Below are 18,301 nucleotides of genomic sequence, written 5' to 3' on the forward strand. Positions count from 1 at the left end.
GAGATTTCGACTAAATTCCGATCCGCGGTGCGTCGACGCGTAATAAGTATTTCAGTCGATTTCTAAAACGGCTTTTTTCTTGAACATCTTGACCAGTTTGTGGCAAGCGATGCCGCCTGGCGACACCTGCTAGCTACATGACCCTGCCTTCCCTATCGGTGTTGATCTACACGCCCGCAAAGTCCGGCGCCACGAGTCGTCTGGTCGATGTGGGCGAGGCCCTGGATCCTCCCGCAGGTCAGCCTGCGCACGGCCGCTACGACGTCAAGCGCCTGGCGCCCAGCATGCGCCTTTTGACGTGGCAACGCGAGGGGGCACGCTTCGATCTGTCCCGCACCGGCCGAATCCGCGTGTGGACCGGCCGCGAACTGGCCGCGGCGGAGTGCGCGCACGATTGCCGGGCGCAATCCGTTGTTCCGCTGGAACCGCACGACATCACCTATCTTGAAGCCTTTCTGTTGTTCCAGAACCGCAGCTGGAACGATCTCAACGCCGCTGAAGACGAGTCAGCCCATGATGCCCACCCCCGCTGAACCGCAAGCCGGCAAGGCAAGCGCCCGCCTGCGCATCCTGCATACCGAGGCCGCCACGTCGTTCGGCGGGCAGGAATTCTGCATCTACAAAGAGATAATCGCCATGCGCGAGCGTGGCCATCATCTGGAACTGGTCTGCCAGCCCGGGGCCGAGCTCGGGGACCGCCTGAGCGAGGCCGGCTTCACGGTGCACCGCATCGTCATGGACGGTGCCGGCAACTTCCTGCGCGGCGTGATCTTCATGCGGCGCCTGCTGCGGCGCGAGCGGTTCGACGTCGTGAACACGCACAGCCGCCGCGACACCGTGCTGGCCGCCATCGCTGCGCGCCTGGCCGGCACGCCGTTGATCGTGCGCACGCGCCATCTGGCCAAGCCTATCAACTCGCTCTACGCCTATACCTGGCTGGCGCATCGGGTCATCGCCGTCAGCCGTTATGTGCGCAAGCAACTGCTGGATGGCGGTGCGCGGCCGGAGTCGGTCGCGACGATCCACTCCCCGGTCGTATTGCCGCAGCTGCGGGAAGGCGCTAGCGTGCGCGATGAATTGGGGCTTCCCCCGGATGCGCTGGTGGTGGGTTGCGTCGCCGTGATGCGGGCCGAAAAGGGCCACGGCGACCTGATCGACGCGTTCCACCGGGTTTGCCCCCGCTTCCCGTCGGCGCATCTGGTTCTGGTGGGCGACGGCATGCCCTTGTTCGACCAGCTGCGGGCCAAGGTGTCTGCGTTGGGGCTGGCGGACCGGGTGCATTTCACCGGACGCCGGCAGGATATCGGCAACGTGCTGATGGCCCTGGACGTCTTTGCGCTGCCCACGCACCGGGAAGCTCTGGGCACGGTGTTCATCGAAGCGGCGGCGATGGGCGTGCCCGTCATCGGCACGGATGTGGGCGGCGTGCCGGAAACCATGCAGGCGGGCGAGACCGGGCTGCTGGTGCCGCCGCGCGATCCCGCCGCACTGGCGGTGGCGCTGGAAACGTTGCTGGCGGACCCGGCCATGCGCCGTCGCATGGGCGACGCGGGCCGCGAGCTCATTCGCGGCCAAGGCCTGTTTTCCGCCGAACGCACCGCCGGTCAGGTGGAGCGCGTCTACACGCACTGGCTGGCCGAGTTGGGCCGGCCCGTGCGCGCGGCCTGAGTCCTGGGCTACCGGCCGGCGCCGGCGCTCAGTGCATGAGCAACGCGTTCATCGCTTCGATGACGCGGTTGCGGTAGCGCGGCAGCAGGGCCTGGGTACGGGCTTGCTGGTCGTGCCATTGTGCAGATTCCGAGCCGGCTGCGATGCGAGGGGCCGCCCAGATCGGGTCGGGGAAGTGGCGGTCGCCGCGCCAGCGCGGAATCACGTGCCAATGCAGGTGAGGCACCATGTTGCCCAGCGACGCCAGATTGATCTTGTCCGGCGCCAGCACCGATTGCTGCGCTTCTTCCACCGCATATACAGCGCGCATCAGCAGATCGCGCCCGTGCGTGGACAGGCTGGTCATTTCCGCAAGGTGGGCGTTCCAGATCACACGCGTGAAGCCGGGATAGTCGGCATCGCCGACTTCGATCACGCGCAGGTGTGGGCCACGCCACAGCAGCGTGCCGCCGTCCTCCTGGCACAGGGGGCAGTTCGGGTCGCGAGCGCTCAAGCCATCACCTTGCGGTACTGAATGAAGCCGGAGCGGTCCGCGATGCGGTCGTACAGCTGCATCGCGGTCGCGTTGGTCTCGTGCGTCAGCCAGTACACGCGCGCGCAGTTGTTGGCGGCGGCCTGGGCGTAGACGTGTTCGATCAGCTTGCGGCCCGCGCCCGTGCCGCGCACGTCCGGGTCCACGTACAGGTCCTGCAGATAACAGTAGTCGCCTGCCGTCCAGGTGGAACGGTGGAAAATCCAATGCACCATGCCGACGGCGCGGCCGCTGTCGTAGGCAAGCGCGGCGTGCATCGGCTCGGCGGGGTCCAAGAAGCGGTCCCAGGTGTTGCGGGTGACCGCGTCGTCGATGCTGACGCGGTAGAACTCCTGGTAGCCCTTCCACAGCGGCAGCCAGACTTCGAAGTCGGCGGCGACGATGGGGCGGATTTCGGCGGTACTCATGGCGCAGGGTCTCCTGTCGGGATTCAGAGTTGGTTTTCCATCGCTTCGACGACGTGTCGCAGCACTTGCAAGCGAGCGTAGCGCTTGTCGTTGGCCGACACCAGATGCCACGGCGCGTGCGCGACGTCGGTGCGGGCCAGCATCTCGTTGGCCGCGGCCGCGTATTCCTTCCATTTATCGCGGTTGCGCCAGTCGTCGGGCGTGATCTTGAAATTCTTGAAGGGCGATTTCTCGCGTTCCTTGAAGCGTTCCAGCTGCACGTCGGCCGTGACGGCCAGCCAGAATTTCAGCACGATCGCACCGCTGGCCGCCAGCTGTTCCTCGAAGTCGTTGATTTCGGCGTACGCGCGGCGCCAATGGGCGGGCGCGGTCAGCTTCTCGACGCGCTCGACCAGCACGCGGCCATACCAGGACCGGTCGAAGATCGCGACGCGCCCATGGCGGGGCAACTGCCGCCAGAAGCGCCACAGATAGGGGCGCGACAGTTCATAGCTGTTCGGGGCGGCGACCGGCGTGATGTCGAACTGCCGGGCGTCCAGCGCATGGGTCACGCGCCGGATGGCGCCGCCCTTGCCGGCGGCGTCCTGCCCTTCAAACACCAGCACCAGCGAACGATCCTGGAATTTCTTGGAACGTGCGGCGCGTGCCAGCCGACCTTGCAAGAGGCCAAGTTCGGACTCGTAGTCGCCCTTGTCGACGCGGGCTTCGTAATCCAGTTCGCCCAGGCGGTCGACAATGCGGGCGGGCGCGGAATGCGCCAGGAACGATTGCGGAATACGGGGCACGCCGCGCTGGCGCATCGCCGCCAGCACCGCCTCGGCCGTGCGGGCCGACCGCAAGTTCTCGTCGGCGCTGGGGATGACCACCCAGGGCGCATGGCCGCTGTCGGTGTGGTTAATCACGACCTGGCCGCCCGCGCGGATGCGGTCGTATCGCTTGTAGACCTTCAGGTCCACGGGGCTGACCTGCCACGAGGTCTCGGGGCTGGCCAGCAGGCGCTGCGCCCGCTCCTTCTGCGCCTTGGCCGACAGGTGGAACCACAGTTTGACGATCTGCACGCCTTCGGCGGCCAGCATGGATTCGAAGCGGCGGATCGCGGCGGATTGCGCCTCGATGGCGTCCTGATTGGGCTTCTTGCGGGCCGATTCAATGATCAGCGGCGCATACCAGGAACCGAACACGATGCCCGTGCTGCCCTTCGCGGGCAGGTCTTTCCAGTAGCGCCAGAAGGGCGGCCGGTCCTGCTCGTCGCCCTCGGGCGGGCCATAGGCCAGCGTCTTGATGTGGCGCGGGTCCATCCATTCGTTCAGCAGGTTGACCGTGGCGCCCTTGCCGGCGCCGTCGATCCCCGCCACCACGATCAGCAGCGTCTTTTCCGCCTTTTCAAGTCGCTGGTATTGCGCGTTCAACAGGGCGACGCGCAGCCGCGCTTCCACCGGTTTGAATGCTTCCTTGGACAGGCTGGGGTCGGCTTCGGCTTCTGCGAACATGGGGGATCCGTCTGGTCGGCTATCGGGAGATCGGCCGATCTTGCGGGATAAGCGCCCGCCGCGCAAGTGCGGCGGGGGTGCGCCTGTCAGAGGCCGTCGACGGGGATTTTCAGGTAGCGCACGCCGTTGTCCTCCGGCGGCGGGAAATGGCCGGCGCGGATGTTCACCTGGATGGCGGGCAGGATCAGGGTGGGCATGGACAGGGTGGCGTCGCGCCGGGTGCGCATCGCGACGAACTCGTCTTCGCTGATGCCGTCATGCACATGGATATTGGCGGCGCGCTGTTCGGCGACCGACGTCTGCCAGTGGGCCTCGCGCCCCGCCGGCGGGTAGTCGTGGCACATGAAGAGCCGCGTGCCGCCCGGCAGGCCCAGCAGCCGCTGGATCGACCTGTACAGCTGATGGGCGTCGCCGCCAGGGAAGTCGCAGCGCGCGGTGCCCACATCCGGCATGAACATCGTGTCGCCCACGAATGCGGCATCGCCAACCAGATAGGCCATGTCGGCGGGCGTGTGGCCGGGCACATGGATCGCCGTGGCTTCCAGTGTGCCGATGCGGAAGCTCTCGCCGTCGGTGAACAGGTGGCCGAACTGGGAGCCGTCGAGCTGGAATTCGGGCTCCAGGTTGAAGATCTGCTTGAAGACGCCTTGCACGGTGCGGATGCTTTGCCCGATGGCGATGACCCCGCCCAACTGCCGCTGCAGATAGGGGGCGGCCGACAAATGGTCCGCATGGGCATGGGTCTCCAGCAGCCATTGGGTGGTGAGCCCCGCTTGGCGCACGTAGGCCGCCACGCGGTCCGCGCTGGCGGTGCTGCTGCGCCCGGATTTGGGGTCGTAATCCAGCACCGAATCAATGATGGCGCAGACGCTGCCGTCGTGCACGACGTAGGTGACGGTCGCGGTGACGGGATCGAAAAAGGCTTGGATGTGGGGAGTCATGGCCGCCGGCAGATAACAATATATATATTTAAATAATATTGTTTGATAATTTATCCGTCAATATAATGATCCGCTACTGCCTGACCTGCCAATACGCCTCATGAATGCCGCCCTGACCGATTGCGAACTAGCCGTTCTGCGCGAATCCGCCGCCCAAGCCTGCGCGCTGCTCAAAGCGCTGGCCAACGAAGACCGCCTGCTGCTGCTGTGCCAACTGGTGCAGAACGAACGCAACGTGAGTGAACTGGAATCGCTGACCGGCATCCGCCAACCGACCTTGTCCCAACAGCTGGGCGTGTTGCGCGACGAAGGGCTGGTCTCGACGCGCCGCGACGGCAAGTATGTCTACTACCAGATGGCCAGCTTCGAAGTCAGTCAGGTCATGAAGACGCTATCCAGTTTGTACTGCGGCCGCGCGATGGAGTCACTCACGTGAATCTGGACTGGTCCGTCTTGACGCCTGCGTCGGCCACGGCGGGCGGCCTGATGATCGGCGCCGCCGCCGTGTTGCTGATGGCAGGAGCTGGGCGCATCGCCGGCATCAGCGGCATCTTGGGCGGCTTGCTGCCGCCGCGGCGCGACGGCCTGTGGCGCTTGGCGTTCCTGCTGGGCCTGTGCGCGGCACCCTGGTTGTATCAATTGGGCGCGGCGCTGCCGGCGGTCGTCGTCGAGGCCGGTACACCGCGTCTGATCTTGGCGGGCCTGCTGGTGGGCATCGGCACGCGTTTCGCGTCGGGCTGCACCAGCGGCCACGGCGTCTGCGGCTTGTCGCGCGGCTCGCGCCGTTCGTTCGTGGCGACCGCCTTGTTCATGGCGGCGGGCTTTGCCACCGTCTATGCCGTGCGGCATGGGGTGGGAAGCTGACATGGCGGCGTTGATCGCGTTCGCGTCGGGCCTGGTCTTCGGACTGGGCCTGATCGTGTCCGGGATGGCCAACCCCGCCAAGGTGCTGGGCTTCCTGGATGTCGCCGGCGCCTGGGACCCGTCCCTGGCTTTTGTGATGGGCGGCGCCGTGCTCGCCACGGCGGCGGGTTTCGCGATGCTGCGCGGCCAACGCGCCAGCCTGTCAGGCGAGCCCCTGCGCTGGCCCACGGCCACTCGCATCGATCTGCGCCTGGCCGCGGGCAGCCTGGCGTTCGGCGCGGGCTGGGGGCTGGCGGGCTTCTGTCCGGGCCCGGCGCTGGTGGCCGCATCGGCGGGCGTGACCGAGGCGCTGATCTTCGTGGCCGCGATGATCGCCGGCATGGGGGTATTCTCGGCGTTTGAATCATTCAAAAGCCGGTGACCCGGCGCGGAGACAAGCATGCCCCAGGTACAGTCAGCAACCACCGTATCCGCCGATTTCGATGTCGTGGTGGTGGGCGGAGGCGCGGCAGGCATCGGCGTGACCGCCAGTTTGCTGCGGCGCCGGCCGGATTTGCGCATTGCGGTGATCGAACCCAGCGACAAGCACTATTACCAGCCGGCCTGGACGCTGGTGGGGGGCGGCGCATTCGATGTGAAGAAGACCGTGCGCCCGACCCGTTCGGTGATGCCGTCGCGGGCCACCTGGCTCCATACGTCGGCCGCGGGTTTCGAGCCGCAAGCAAACCGGGTGCGCCTGGCCGACGGCGGCAGCGTGACGTATCAGCAGTTGATCGTATGCCCCGGCCTGCGGCTGGCCTGGGACAAGATCGAGGGCTTGTCCGACGCGCTGGGCCAGAACGGGGTGACGTCCAACTACCGCTACGACCTGGCGCCCTACACCTGGGAACGCGTGAGGTCGATGCGGCAAGGGCAGGCGCTGTTCACCCAGCCCGCCATGCCGATCAAATGCGCTGGCGCGCCGCAAAAGGCGATGTATCTGGCCTGCGACCATTGGCGCCGGACCGGTGTGCTGGACCGCATGCATGTCGAATTCGACCTGGCGGGCGCGGCGCTGTTCGGCGTGCCCGCGTTTGTGCCGCCGCTGATGCGCTACGTCGAAAGCTATGGCATCGACCTGGCGTTCAATTCCGCGCTGGTGGCGGTGGACGGGCCGGCGCGCAAGGCTTGGTTCGATGTCAAGGGCGCCGACGGCGCCGTGTCGCGCGTGGAGAAGTCCTTCGACATGCTGCACGCCGTGCCCCCGCAAGTGCCGCATGACGTCGTGCGCGACAGCGCGCTGGCGGATGCGGCCGGCTGGTGCGAGGTCGACCCCGGCAGCCTGCGGCATGTGCGTTTTGACAACGTATTCGGCCTGGGCGACGGCATCAGCACCAGTAACGCCAAGACGGCCGCCGCCGCGCGCAAGCAGATCGTCACCGTGGCCGAAAACCTGATCGCGATGCGTGAAGGCCACGCCATGCCCGTCACGTACGACGGCTACGGCTCATGCCCGTTGACGGTCGAACGCGGCCGCATCGTGCTGGCCGAGTTCGGCTACGGAGGCAAGCTGCTGCCCACCTTCCCGCTGGACCCGACAGTGCCTCGCAAGAGCGCCTGGTTCCTGAAGGCCACGCTGTTGCCGTGGATCTACTGGAACGGTATGCTGCGCGGCCGCGAATGGCTGGCGCGGCCGCTGGGCAACTGAAGGCGCGCTACTCGTAGGTGCGCACGTCGTCGATGACCTTGCCGTCATTCGGCAGGCCGTCGGCGTCCACCCATTCCACGTCAGCGCGCAGCTTGGTCACGTCGCGCACGGATTCGGCGATGCGGTTGGACAACTCTTCGCCGCGCACCCGCGAATCCACCTTCAACACCATGCGGTCCGATCCGGTGCTGCCGCTGATGACCAGGCGGGCGCGCAGGATTTCAGGGTGGCGCCGCACTACGTCCGCGACCTGCGAGGGGTGGACGAACATGCCGCGCACCTTGGTGGTCTGGTCCGCGCGGCCCATCCAGCCCTTGATGCGGGTGTTGGTGCGTCCGCAAGGCGATATGCCGGGCATGACTGCCGACAGGTCGCCAGTGCCGAAGCGCACCAGCGGATAGTCCGGATTCAACGTGGTGACGACCACTTCGCCCACCTCGCCGTCAGGCACGGGCTCGCCGGTGCCCGGGCGCACGATTTCTACGATGATGTCTTCGCCCAGCACCAGCCCCTGGCGGGCGGGCGTCTCGAAGGCAATCATGCCCAGGTCGGCGCTGCCGTAGGCCTGGTAGCCTTCGATGCCGCGGGCCGCCAGCCAGTCGCGCAGCGATGGCGGGAAGGCTTCGCCCGACACCAGCGCGCGCCGCAGCGAATCCAGCTTCACGCCCAGCTCGTCGGATTTTTCCAGGATGATCTTCAGGAAGCTGGGCGTGCCCGTATAGCCGCTGGGCGCCAGATCTTGGATGGCGCGCACCTGCTGTTCGGTCTGGCCCGTGCCGCCGGGAAACACCGTGCAGCCCACGGCGTGCGCCGCCGTCTCCATCATGGAGCCGGCCGGGGTGAAGTGGTAGGAAAAGCAGTTGTACGCCAGTTCTCCGGCGCGAAAGCCGGCCGCGTACAGGGCGCGCGCAAAACGCCAGTAGTCCGCGCGCGCGCTTTCCGGTTCGTAGATGGGGCCAGGCGAGGCGAAGACGCGCATCGCTTCGCCCCAGCCGATCGCGGAGAAACCGCCGAAGGCCTTGGCCGGGCCGGCCGGCACCGCCGCATCGTCGCGGCTGTGCTGCTGGCGTTCCAGCAATTCGTGCTTGCGCAGCACGGGCAGGCGGGCCAGCGCCGCGCGCGACGTGATGGTGGCGGGGTCAATGCCGCGCAGCTGTTCGGCGATCGCCGGGGCGCGCGCGATCGCCCGCGTGATCGCGCCGGGCAAGGCGGCCATCAGCTCGCGCTCGCGTTGCTCGGGCGCTCGGGTTTCCAGGACATCGAAAAACTCGGACATGGGATCGCACCCTCTCGTGTGCCGTACTGCGGTGTCGTTGCCGGCGGGGCGCCGGTCCGCACCGGCGCTGCCGCTCCAGGGATCAGGCCAGCCAGCGTTTGCGGCGGCGGTAGAACTTGTTGTCGCGGAAACTCTTTCTCTCGCCGCTGGAAATGCCCAGGTAGAACTCCTTGACGTCCTCGTTCTGGGCCAGGTCCTGCGCGGCGCCGTCCATCATCACGCGCCCGTTTTCCAGGATGTAGCCGTAGTCGGCATAGCGCAGCGCGATATTGGTGTTCTGTTCAGCCAGCAGGAAGCTCACGCGTTCGCGCTGGTTCAGGTCGCGCACGATCTCGAAAATCTCTTCCACGATCTGCGGGGCCAGGCCCATGGACGGTTCGTCCAGCAGGATCATGTTTGGGTTGGCCATCAGCGCGCGGCCGATGGCGGTCATCTGCTGTTCGCCGCCCGACGTGTAGCCGGACTGGCTGGCGCGGCGCTGCTTCAATCGCGGGAAATACTGGTAGACGCGTTCCAGCGCGGCTGCGGTGTCGCCGCGGCTCATGCTGCGGGTGTAGGCGCCGGTCAACAGGTTCTCTTCGATGGTCAGGTGGGCAAAGCAATGCCGGCCTTCCATTACCTGCACGACGCCGCGCTTGACCAGTTCCGCCGGGCTCAGCCGTTCGATGCGCTGGCCGCGGTATTGGATATGGCCCTTGGTGACGTCGCCGCGCTCGCCCTTGAGCAGGTTCGAGATGGCGCGCAAGGTCGTGGTCTTGCCCGCGCCGTTGGCGCCCAGCAGCGCGACGATCTTGCCTTCGGGCACCTGCAGGGACACGCCCTTGAGCACCAGGATCACGTGGTTGTAGATCACCTCGATCCCGTTCACGTCGAGCAGCACATTGGGCGCTTCGGCGGGGGAAGGGGCGATGGTTGCAGCAGTTGTTGCAGCGGTCATGACGGTTCCTGCGGCGTGGTGGCGGCGGGCGCCGGCGAAGGCGCCCGCCGCCGGTTCACATCAGTTCTCGCAAGTGCGGGGCGTGATGTTCTTTTCCTTGGCGTACTTGGCCGCGGCTTCCTTGACCATCGGGTCCAGAATGGTCTTGTCGGCCTGATACCAGTCGGAGGCGACCTTGAACTTGGCGCCGTCCCACTGCACGATGCGGGCCCAGTCGTCGCCCTTGTGGTTGCTGCACGAGGTCTTCACCGGGCGCATGATCTGGCCAAAGCCCAGCTTGTCCAGCTTCTCTTGCGTCAGGTTCAGGTTCTCGAAGCCCCAACGCACCTGGTCGGGCGTCAATGCCTTGCCCTTGCCGTACTTCTCCTGCGCCGTGCGGATCGCTTCCACCTGCAGCATCGAAATCATCATGCCGCGCGTGTGGGCGATGGTGCCCAGCGTGTTCTTGGCCGTCTTGTCCGAGCCCTGGCCCTTGTCGTAGACGTACTTCTTCAAGTCGTCATAGACCTTGTCGTGCTCGGCGCCGCTGTTGTGCACGGTGATGGCGTTGTAGCCCTTGGCGACATCGCCCAGGTCCTTCACGTCGCCTTCGGAGCCGGCCCACCAGATCGCGTACATCTTGTCGCGCGGGTAGCCGCTGGCCTGCGCTTCGCGGATGGCGGTGGGCGTCATGATGCCCGCGCTCCACAGCAGCACATAGGCCGGACGCGCCTGGCGGATCTGCAGCCACGTGGACTTCTGCTCCACGCCCGGCGCCGTCACCGGATACAGCACCAGCTCGAAGCCTTCCTTGGCGGCGCGCTTCTGCAGCAGCGGGATCGGCTCCTTGCCGTAGGGCGAGTCGTGATAGACCAGGGCGATCTTCTTGCCCTTGAGCTTGTCCATGCCGCCTTCTTTCTTGGCGATGTCCTGGATCATCACGTCGGCCGCGGTCCAGTACGTGCCCAGGAGCGGGAAGTTCCACTCGAAGACGCTGCCGTCCACCGATTGCGACAGGCCGTAGCCCATCGTTTCGACGGGCACCTTGTCGACCATGGCCTTGTCGCTGACCGCGAACGTGATGCCGGTGGACTGGGTGTCGAAGCCCGAGGCCCCGGTGCCCTTGCCCTTCAGGCGCTCATAGCATTCCACGCCGCGGTCGGTGGCGTAGGCGGTTTCGCATTCTTCGTACGTGATCTTGACGCCGTTGACGCCGCCATCGCGCTCGTTGACCAGCTTCAGGTAGTCCAGCTTGCCATCTGCCCAGGGAATGCCCAGCGGCGCGAACGACCCGGTGCGATACACCAGCAACGGAACGAACTGCTCTTCGGCCGCCATTGCCGGCGTGGCCACGGCGCCGACGGCGCCGGCTGCGGCCACCAGGGCTGCCGCCAACTTCAGGTTAAGACGCTTCATCTCCATTTACCTCCTGCGTGGTGTTTGGGGCAGTAAACCCTGGGACACCGGGATTGGCCCGGTCTTGAGCCGGGTATTCAGGATGTGGGCCGCGGCACTTTTGCCGCCACGGTCCGCAGAAATCAATGCGAAATCAAAAATACGGTCAATGTGGGAACGGCCAAATGCGCAGCTTCTCTTTGCCGATGCTCCACAAACGCGCCAGCCCGTGCGGTTCCGCGATCAGGAAGAACACGATCAGCGCGCCGAACACCATGTGTTCGATGTGCGCGGCGGTGTCCACCGACAGCGGGATGCCGAGCGCGTGCGGGATGTTCGACAGCGCCACGGGCACCAGCACGATGAAGGCCGCGCCGAAGAAGCTGCCGATGATCGACCCGAGCCCGCCAATGATCACCATGAACAGCAGCTGGAACGAACGCGTCAGGTCGAACGCCAGCGGCTCCCAGGAACCCAGGTGGATGTAGCCCCACAAGGCGCCGGCCACGCCGACGATGAACGAGCTGACCGCGAACGCGGTGAGCTTGGCGTACATGGGCCGGATGCCGATGACCGATGCCGCCACGTCCATGTCGCGGATCGCCATCCACTGGCGGCCGATGGCGCCGCGCACCAGATTCTTGGCAAGCAGGCTGAAGATCACCACCAGGATCAGCACGAACAGGTACTTCTCCAGCGCGCTCTGCACGGGCAGGCCGAAGGCCGTCAGCGGCGGCACCGACACGTTGCCCGACGACGAGTAGTTGGTGAAGAACGGGATGCGCAGGAAGGCCCAGTCCACGAAGAATTGCGCGGCCAGCGTGGCGACAGCCAGGTACAGGCCCCGGATGCGCAGGCTGGGGATGCCGAAGATCACGCCCACGATCGTGGCGAAGCAGCCGCCCAGCAGGATCTGGATGACCAGCGGCATGCCGGGAAAGCGCACGCCGAAGTTCCAGGCCGCGTACGCGCCCACCGCCATGAAGGCGCCGGTGCCCAGCGAGATCTGGCCGCAGTACCCGACCAGGATGTTCAGGCCGACGGCGGCCAAGGACAGGATCAGGAACGGGATCAGGATGGCGCGCAGCAGGTAGTCGGACGACAGCGCCGGCACGGCGATGAACGCCACGGCCAGCAGCAGCCAGATGAAGATGCGGTCCTGGCGGATCGGAAAGATCTGCTGGTCGGCCCGGTAGCTGGTCTTGAATTGGCCGTTTTCGCGATAGAACATGTTTTTATCCTAGAGGGCCTGGTGGTTACACGCGGTCGATGATCTTCTCGCCGAACAGCCCTTGCGGACGGAACAGCAGGAACACCAGCGCCAGCACATAGGCGAACCAGATTTCGATACCGCCGCCCACGAGCGACCCCAGGTAGACCTCGGACAGCTTTTCCCCCACGCCGATGATCAGGCCGCCCAGGATGGCGCCCGGCACCGACGTCAGGCCGCCCAGGATCACCACCGGCAACGCGCGCAGCGCCGCGGTGGACAGCGTGAACTGCACGCCGAACTTCGACCCCCAGATGATGCCGGCCACCAGCGCGACCAGGCCCGCCACGCACCACACGATCACCCAGATGCGGTTCAGCGGGATGCCGATGGACTGCGCGGCCTGGTGGTCGTCGGCCACGGCGCGCAGCGCGCGGCCGGTCGAGGTGTACTGGAAGAACAGCGCCAGCACCGCCACCAGCAGGGCGGCGATGACGGCGGCCGTCAGGTCTTCCAGGTTGATGAGCAGCCCGCCTTCGAAGACGGTGTCCAGGATCATCATCGGATCCTTGGGCATGCCCACGTTGATGGAATACACCGAGCTGCCGAACGTGATCTGGCCCAGGCCATCCAGGAAATAGCTGATGCCCAGCGTGGCCATCAGCAGCGTCGTAGCTTCCTGGTTGACCAGATGGCGCAGCACGAAACGTTCGATGGCGACCGCCAAGAGGAACATCACCATGGCGCTGACGATGAACGCCAGCACGTTCGCCAGGATCATGTTGTCAAAGCCGAGCCAACGCGGTATCCACTCCGAAAAGCGCGCCATGGACAGGGCCGCGACCAGCACCATCGCGCCTTGGGCGAAGTTGAAGACGCCCGATGCCTTGAAGATGAGGACGAAGCCCAGGCCGATCAGCGCATACATCATGCCGCTCATCAGGCCGCCGAATAAGGTCTCTAGAAAAAATCCCATGTCTGTTCGCCTTAGTGCGAGACGCCGAGGTAGGCGCGGATGACGTCTTCATTCGCGCGGACTTCGTCCGGACGCCCGTCGCCGATCTTCTTGCCGTAGTCCAGCACCACCACGCGGTCCGAGATGTCCATGACCACGCCCATGTCGTGCTCGATCAGCACGATGGTCGTGCCGAACTCGTCGTTCACATCCAGGATGAAGCGGCTCATGTCCTGCTTTTCCTCGATGTTCATGCCGGCCATCGGCTCGTCCAGTAGCAGCAGGCGCGGCTCCATCGCCAACGCGCGCCCCAGGTCCACGCGCTTTTGCAGGCCATAGGGCAGGCGTCCGACGGGCGTCTTGCGATAGGCCTGGATCTCCAGGAAGTCGACGATGTTCTCGACGAATTCGCGGTGCAGGGTCTCTTCGCGCTCGGCCGGTCCCAGCCGGAAGGCTTGCGACAGCAGCCCGCACTTCATGCGCAGGTTGCGGCCTGTCATGATGTTGTCCAGCACGCTCATGCCCTTGAACAAGGCCAGGTTCTGGAACGTGCGCGCGATGCCCATTTCGGCGGCGCGGCGCGGGTTCATCTTCGAGAAGCGCTCGCCCCGGAACGCGATGCCGCCTTGCTGCGGCGTGTAGACGCCGTTGATGACGTTCAGCATCGAACTCTTGCCCGCGCCGTTGGGGCCGATGATGGCGCGGATCTCGTGCTCGCGCACATTGAAGGAAATGTCCGTCAGCGCCTTGACGCCGCCGAAAGACAAGGAGATGTTCTGCATGTCCAGCATGACGTCGCCGATACGCTGGTCGCGGTCGTTGTTGCTCATGATCTCTACGCGGCCTTGGCAGTGATGGCGGGGAACGTCTTGACGGGGCGGATCTTCAGGTCGGCCGAGATCTTGCCGGAGCGTCCGTCTTCGAACTTCACTTCGGTCTCGATGAACTGCGATTGCTTGCCGCCGAAGAGGGCGTCGATCAGGACACCGTACTTTTGCGCGATGAAAGCACGGCGCACCTTGCGCGTGCGGGTCAGCTCGTCGTCGTCCGGGTCGAGTTCCTTGTGCAGGATCAGGAAGCGGCTGACCTGCGAGGCCGACAGCTTCGGGTCGGTGGCCAGATCGGCATTGACCTGCTCCACGCATTCAGCGATCAGCTGATAGACCTCGTCCTTGGCCGCCAGGTCGGTATAGCCGGCGTAGGGCAGTCCGCGGCGCTCGGCCCAGTTGCCTACGGCTTCCAGGTCGATGTTGATGAAGGCGCAGACGTCGTCGCGGTCGGCGCCGAAGGCCACGGCCTCCTTGATGTGCGGGAAGAACTTGAGCTTGTTCTCGATGTACTTGGGCGCGAACAGGCTGCCATTGGCCAGCTTGCCCACGTCTTTGGCGCGGTCGATGATCTTCAACTGGCCGTCGGTGTCCAGGTAGCCCGCGTCGCCGGTATGGAACCAGCCATCGGCGCTGCGCGCTTCGGCCGTGGCGTCCGGGTTGCGGTAGTACTCCTTGAATAGGCCAGGGCTCTTGACCAGGATCTCGCCGTTGTCCGCCACGCGGATCTCGACGCCGGCCACCGGCGGGCCGACGGTATCGTCGCGCACGTGGCCGTCGGGCTGCACGCACACGAACACGGACGTTTCAGTGGAGCCGTACAGCTGCTTCAGGTTGATGCCGATGGAACGGTAGAAGACGAACAGGTCGGGGCCGATGGCCTCGCCCGCGGTGTAGGCCACGCGCACGCGGCTCATGCCCAGCGCGTTGCGCAAGGGGCCGTAGATCAAGACGTTGCCCAGTGCGTAACGCAGGCGGTCCCAGGCGTTGACGGATTCGCCGTCCAGAATCTTGGTGCCCACGCGGCGCGCCAGGTTCATGCAGGCGCCGAACAACTTGCGCTTGATGAAGCCCGCGTCTTCCATGCGGATCATCACATGCGTCAGCAGGCCTTCCAGCACGCGCGGCGGCGCGAAGTAGTAGGTCGGGCCGATGTCGCGCATGTCGATCGACACGGTGTCGGGCGATTCGGGATGGTTCACGGTAAAGCCCGTGACCAGCAGCTGCGTGTACGAGAACATGTTCTGGCCGATCCACGCGGGCGGCAGGTACGCCAGCACGTCTTCCTGGTCGGTCAGCTTCTCCATGTCGGATACGGCGCGTGCGCGGTCGATCAACGCATGGTGGGTCAGCACCACGCCTTTGGGTTTCCCCGTGGTGCCCGAGGTATAGAACATGGCGGCCGGGTCGTGCGGCTGCACGGCGGCGATGGCGCGGTCAAGGTAGTCAGCGTGCTGGGCCGCGTATTCCTGGCCTAGCGTTTCCAGCTTCTCATAGGACAGCAGCATGGCATCCGCGTAATGGCGCAGGCCGCGCGGATCGTCGAACACCACGTGCTTCAACGCCGGGCACTGCTCGCGCACTTCCAGCATCTTGTCGACCTGTTCCTGGTCTTCCACGACGGCCACGCTGATCTCGGCGTCCTGCAGCACGTAGACCATTTCTTGCGCGACGGCATCCTGGTAGAGCGGAACGGGGATCGCGCCCAGCGACTGCGCGGCCATCATCGCCATGTACAGGCGCGGACGGTTTTCACCGATGACTGCCACGTGCATCCCGGGACGGATGCCCAACGAGGCAAGGCCGTTCGCCACGTGCCGGACATGTTCGGCCACGTCGGACCACGTAAGGGTTTGCCAGATCCCCAGATCTTTCTCACGTATCGCGGGCCGCGACCCACGAACCTTGGCATGCGCGAACAGCAGCGCTGGAAAGGTGTCCAGCGCCGCCGGCACCTGTGCAGATGCGGGCGATGAATGTGCCACGTTGTCTCCTCCGGTTTGGGCACATCGCGCCAGGGGGCCGCGGGAGCGGCAGTGGCGATGAAGGGCTTGACCAGTTGGTTTTAGATTTACGGCAGGAGTTAAGGTATAAGGTTGGGTTGCTACCAACTGTCACCATCGCGACATTCAAGGAACTTTTAGGGTATTCCCGATGCAGCTAGCCGACTCCCTGCAACTCGCCGCGGCCTGGTTCCGTTTGCTCAACGCCGAACAGCAAACGCGCGTCGAGCGGGACCTGACCGTGCAGCAAGCCGTTGCCGGATCGATCATAGAGCGCAAAGGTGAACTCGCCCAGGCTTGGATTGGCGTATTGGCCGGACTGGTCAAGGTGTCGGTCGGCAATGCCGAAGGCAAGGTCGCGTCGCTGACCGGCGTGCCCGCCGGCGGCTGGATCGGCGAAGGCTCCTTGCTGAAACGCGAAGTCCGCAAATACGACATCGTCGCGCTGCGCGATTCGGTGGTGGCGCGCTTGCCGGCCCCCACGTTCGATTGGTTGCTGGACACCAGCATCCCGTTCAACCGCTACCTGCTCCATCAACTGAACGAGCGCGTGGCGCAGTTCATCGGCAAGGCGGAGTACGACCGCCTGCTGGATCCGGATGCGCGCGTGGCCCGCTGCCTGGCCGAGCTCTTCAACCCTTTGCTGTACCCCGGCATGGGGATGCGCCTGACCATTACCCAGGAAGAAGTCGGCTATCTGGCCCGGGTGTCGCGCCAGCGCGCGAACCAGGCGCTGCGCAAGCTGGAAGAGGCGGGCCTCTTGAACGTGGAGTACGGCGCCGTCCGCGTGCTGGATCTTGAAGGCCTGAAACTGTACGGATCCGACCGCAGCGCGATCGAGGGCGAGCCGGCGATCTGAGCGGGCTCGAATTTCTTTTGAAAAAGCGCTTGACGATAAATAGTGCGCTATTTAATATTGCGCAATGAAATCCAGATCCAAACCCAAAGGCGCATTCAACCCGCTGCTGCTGGACAGCCAGCTGTGTTTCGCCCTGTACTCGACCTCGTTGGCGATGAACAAGGTGTACCGCAAGCTGCTGCGCGGTCTGGACCTGACCTATCCGCAGTACCTGGTGATGCTGGTGCTGTGGGAGGGCGACGAGATAACGGTGACGGATATCGGCGACCGCCTGTTCCTGGATTCCGCGACGCTCACGCCGCTATTGAAGCGCCTGGAAGCCGCAGGCCTGGTCAGCCGCAAGCGTGCCGTCGACGATGAGCGCCAGGTGATCGTGTCGCTGACCAAGCAAGGCCGCGACCTGCGCGAGCAGGCCCAAGCCGTGCCCCACGCCATCGCGGGTGCAGCACAATGCACGCTGGACGAGGCGCAAGGCATGATGAAGACGCTGCACGCGCTGCGGGAAAAGCTGGCCGACAGTATTTGAAGTAACGGACGACGCGAGCCGTCATCCGATTAAATAAATAGTGCACGATCTAATTGTGTGCTATTAATGTAGTCAGCAGGTTTGCATGTCATCGGTAAACGCCAGCGCGGGAGGGCCCGCCAGGCGAGGCAGTTCAACTTTCATCCTACCAAGGAAACGCACCATGTCTATCGAAAAAGTCCTCTACCGCGCCAATGCCACCGCAACCGGCGGCCGTGAAGGCCGTGGCGTCAGCGACGACGGCAACCTCGACGTCAAGCTGACCACGCCCCGTGAACTGGGCGGCGCAGGCGCGGCCGGCACCAACCCGGAACAACTGTTCGCCGTGGGTTACTCGGCCTGCTTCCTGGGCGCCATGAAGTTCGTCGGCGGCCGCGACAAGATCGCCATCCCGTCGGACGTGTCGGTGAACGGCATCGTCGGCATCGGCCCGATCCCGACCGGATTCGGCATCGAAGTCGAATTGAAGATTTCGTTGCCGGGCATGGAGCGTGAGTTGGCCGAGAAGCTGGTGGCCGCGGCGCATATCGTTTGCCCTTACTCGAATGCTACGCGTGGCAATATTGATGTGACGTTGACGATTGTCTGATCTTTGTGTGCTTTTGGGCGGGTGGGTGAGCTTCGTAGGTTGCCCGACGGCGGGGTCGGCCTGATGGCGCGCGCCCACGATTGCGGTCCGGAGCCTTCGCTCCGGACTTCCCCCTCGTCATCTTCGTTGCGGCCTGCGGCCGCTGCCTTCAGATTC

The 18,301-nt window shown here is 65.2% G+C and carries 20 protein-coding genes; 9 read left to right on the forward strand and 11 right to left on the reverse strand.

The genetic code is table 11. The features are described 5' to 3' along the window. Window positions 1-137 precede the first annotated feature (137 nt). Together ACO6D5_RS07570 and ACO6D5_RS07575 are read left to right on the forward strand one after the other, a co-directional pair. Window positions 138-533: a hydrogenase gene (locus tag ACO6D5_RS07570; RefSeq protein ID WP_315845233.1), complete on the forward strand. Its 396-nt coding sequence runs from the start codon at window positions 138-140 to the stop codon at window positions 531-533. Continuing rightward, window positions 514-1,668, forward strand: coding sequence for a glycosyltransferase family 4 protein (locus ACO6D5_RS07575; protein ID WP_485825047.1), 1,155 nt, complete (start codon window positions 514-516; stop codon window positions 1,666-1,668). Before ACO6D5_RS07570 ends, ACO6D5_RS07575 begins: the two co-directional genes overlap by 20 nt. Before the next feature lie 28 nt (window positions 1,669-1,696). Here the strand turns inward: ACO6D5_RS07575 and ACO6D5_RS07580 are convergent, their stop codons facing one another. From ACO6D5_RS07580 to ACO6D5_RS07595, 4 genes are all read right to left on the reverse strand, one after another. After that, entirely contained in the window at window positions 1,697-2,161 is a 465-nt protein-coding gene (locus ACO6D5_RS07580) for an HIT domain-containing protein (RefSeq protein ID WP_315845235.1), read from the reverse strand. Beyond that, complete coding sequence (locus ACO6D5_RS07585) at window positions 2,158-2,607, reverse strand: GNAT family N-acetyltransferase (RefSeq protein ID WP_315845236.1); 450 nt, start codon at window positions 2,605-2,607, stop codon at window positions 2,158-2,160. The genes ACO6D5_RS07580 and ACO6D5_RS07585 overlap by 4 nt, the downstream gene beginning before the upstream one ends. 23 nt (window positions 2,608-2,630) lie before the next feature. Further along, a complete protein-coding gene (pap, locus tag ACO6D5_RS07590; RefSeq protein ID WP_315845237.1) occupies window positions 2,631-4,097 on the reverse strand; it encodes a polyphosphate:AMP phosphotransferase in 1,467 nt (488 codons plus the stop codon). A gap of 86 nt (window positions 4,098-4,183) precedes the next feature. After that, window positions 4,184-5,038: an MBL fold metallo-hydrolase gene (locus ACO6D5_RS07595; protein ID WP_315845238.1), complete on the reverse strand. Its 855-nt coding sequence runs from the start codon at window positions 5,036-5,038 to the stop codon at window positions 4,184-4,186. Window positions 5,039-5,138: 100 nt separating this feature from the next. Here ACO6D5_RS07595 and ACO6D5_RS07600 point away from each other — a divergent pair, with 100 nt between their 5' ends. Genes ACO6D5_RS07600 through ACO6D5_RS07615 form a run of 4 tightly spaced genes read left to right on the forward strand, consistent with a single transcriptional unit; the run spans window position 5,139 to window position 7,589 of the window. Further along, the gene (locus ACO6D5_RS07600) at window positions 5,139-5,474 is read left to right on the forward strand and encodes a metalloregulator ArsR/SmtB family transcription factor (RefSeq protein ID WP_315845239.1); all 336 of its coding nucleotides are present in this window, start codon (window positions 5,139-5,141) and stop codon (window positions 5,472-5,474) included. After that, window positions 5,471-5,902, forward strand: coding sequence for a YeeE/YedE family protein (locus tag ACO6D5_RS07605; RefSeq protein ID WP_485825048.1), 432 nt, complete (start codon window positions 5,471-5,473; stop codon window positions 5,900-5,902). The genes ACO6D5_RS07600 and ACO6D5_RS07605 overlap by 4 nt, the downstream gene beginning before the upstream one ends. A 1-nt stretch (window position 5,903) precedes the next feature. Next, window positions 5,904-6,323 (forward strand): DUF6691 family protein, encoded by a 420-nt coding sequence (locus ACO6D5_RS07610; protein WP_485825049.1) that lies wholly within the window; start codon window positions 5,904-5,906, stop codon window positions 6,321-6,323. Window positions 6,324-6,341: 18 nt separating this feature from the next. Next, complete coding sequence (locus tag ACO6D5_RS07615) at window positions 6,342-7,589, forward strand: FAD-dependent oxidoreductase (RefSeq protein ID WP_315845242.1); 1,248 nt, start codon at window positions 6,342-6,344, stop codon at window positions 7,587-7,589. Window positions 7,590-7,596: 7 nt separating this feature from the next. Here the strand turns inward: ACO6D5_RS07615 and ACO6D5_RS07620 are convergent, their stop codons facing one another. From ACO6D5_RS07620 to ACO6D5_RS07650, 7 genes are all read right to left on the reverse strand, one after another. Beyond that, window positions 7,597-8,865 carry a phenylacetate--CoA ligase family protein gene (locus tag ACO6D5_RS07620; protein WP_315845243.1) on the reverse strand — a complete coding sequence of 423 codons (1,269 nt, stop codon included), beginning with the start codon at window positions 8,863-8,865 and terminating at the stop codon, window positions 7,597-7,599. An 82-nt stretch (window positions 8,866-8,947) separates the two neighbouring features. Further along, window positions 8,948-9,802, reverse strand: coding sequence for an ATP-binding cassette domain-containing protein (locus tag ACO6D5_RS07625; RefSeq protein ID WP_315845244.1), 855 nt, complete (start codon window positions 9,800-9,802; stop codon window positions 8,948-8,950). Window positions 9,803-9,862: 60 nt separating this feature from the next. After that, window positions 9,863-11,203 carry an ABC transporter substrate-binding protein gene (locus ACO6D5_RS07630; protein ID WP_315845245.1) on the reverse strand — a complete coding sequence of 447 codons (1,341 nt, stop codon included), beginning with the start codon at window positions 11,201-11,203 and terminating at the stop codon, window positions 9,863-9,865. 139 nt (window positions 11,204-11,342) lie between these two features. Further along, complete coding sequence (locus ACO6D5_RS07635; protein ID WP_006224771.1) at window positions 11,343-12,407, reverse strand: branched-chain amino acid ABC transporter permease; 1,065 nt, start codon at window positions 12,405-12,407, stop codon at window positions 11,343-11,345. Window positions 12,408-12,432: 25 nt separating this feature from the next. Then, a complete protein-coding gene (locus ACO6D5_RS07640) occupies window positions 12,433-13,362 on the reverse strand; it encodes a branched-chain amino acid ABC transporter permease (RefSeq protein WP_006224770.1) in 930 nt (309 codons plus the stop codon). A gap of 11 nt (window positions 13,363-13,373) precedes the next feature. Beyond that, a complete protein-coding gene (locus ACO6D5_RS07645) occupies window positions 13,374-14,171 on the reverse strand; it encodes an ABC transporter ATP-binding protein (protein WP_485825050.1) in 798 nt (265 codons plus the stop codon). Between the two features lie 5 nt (window positions 14,172-14,176). Next, window positions 14,177-16,153: an AMP-dependent synthetase/ligase gene (locus tag ACO6D5_RS07650; RefSeq protein ID WP_485825051.1), complete on the reverse strand. Its 1,977-nt coding sequence runs from the start codon at window positions 16,151-16,153 to the stop codon at window positions 14,177-14,179. 169 nt (window positions 16,154-16,322) lie between these two features. On the opposite strand from ACO6D5_RS07650, the gene ACO6D5_RS07655 reads away from it, so the two are divergent. The 3 genes from ACO6D5_RS07655 to ACO6D5_RS07665 all read left to right on the forward strand — a co-directional run bounded on the left by ACO6D5_RS07655 (window position 16,323) and on the right by ACO6D5_RS07665 (window position 18,145). Further along, window positions 16,323-17,030 (forward strand): cyclic nucleotide-binding domain-containing protein, encoded by a 708-nt coding sequence (locus tag ACO6D5_RS07655; RefSeq protein ID WP_315845248.1) that lies wholly within the window; start codon window positions 16,323-16,325, stop codon window positions 17,028-17,030. Between the two features lie 64 nt (window positions 17,031-17,094). Continuing rightward, window positions 17,095-17,556, forward strand: a complete 462-nt coding sequence (locus ACO6D5_RS07660; RefSeq protein WP_315845249.1) for a MarR family winged helix-turn-helix transcriptional regulator — start codon at window positions 17,095-17,097, stop codon at window positions 17,554-17,556. Between the two features lie 163 nt (window positions 17,557-17,719). Further along, window positions 17,720-18,145, forward strand: a complete 426-nt coding sequence (locus tag ACO6D5_RS07665; RefSeq protein ID WP_006224765.1) for an organic hydroperoxide resistance protein — start codon at window positions 17,720-17,722, stop codon at window positions 18,143-18,145. Window positions 18,146-18,301 lie beyond the last annotated feature (156 nt).

Source organism: Achromobacter sp. (genome assembly GCF_057314935.1).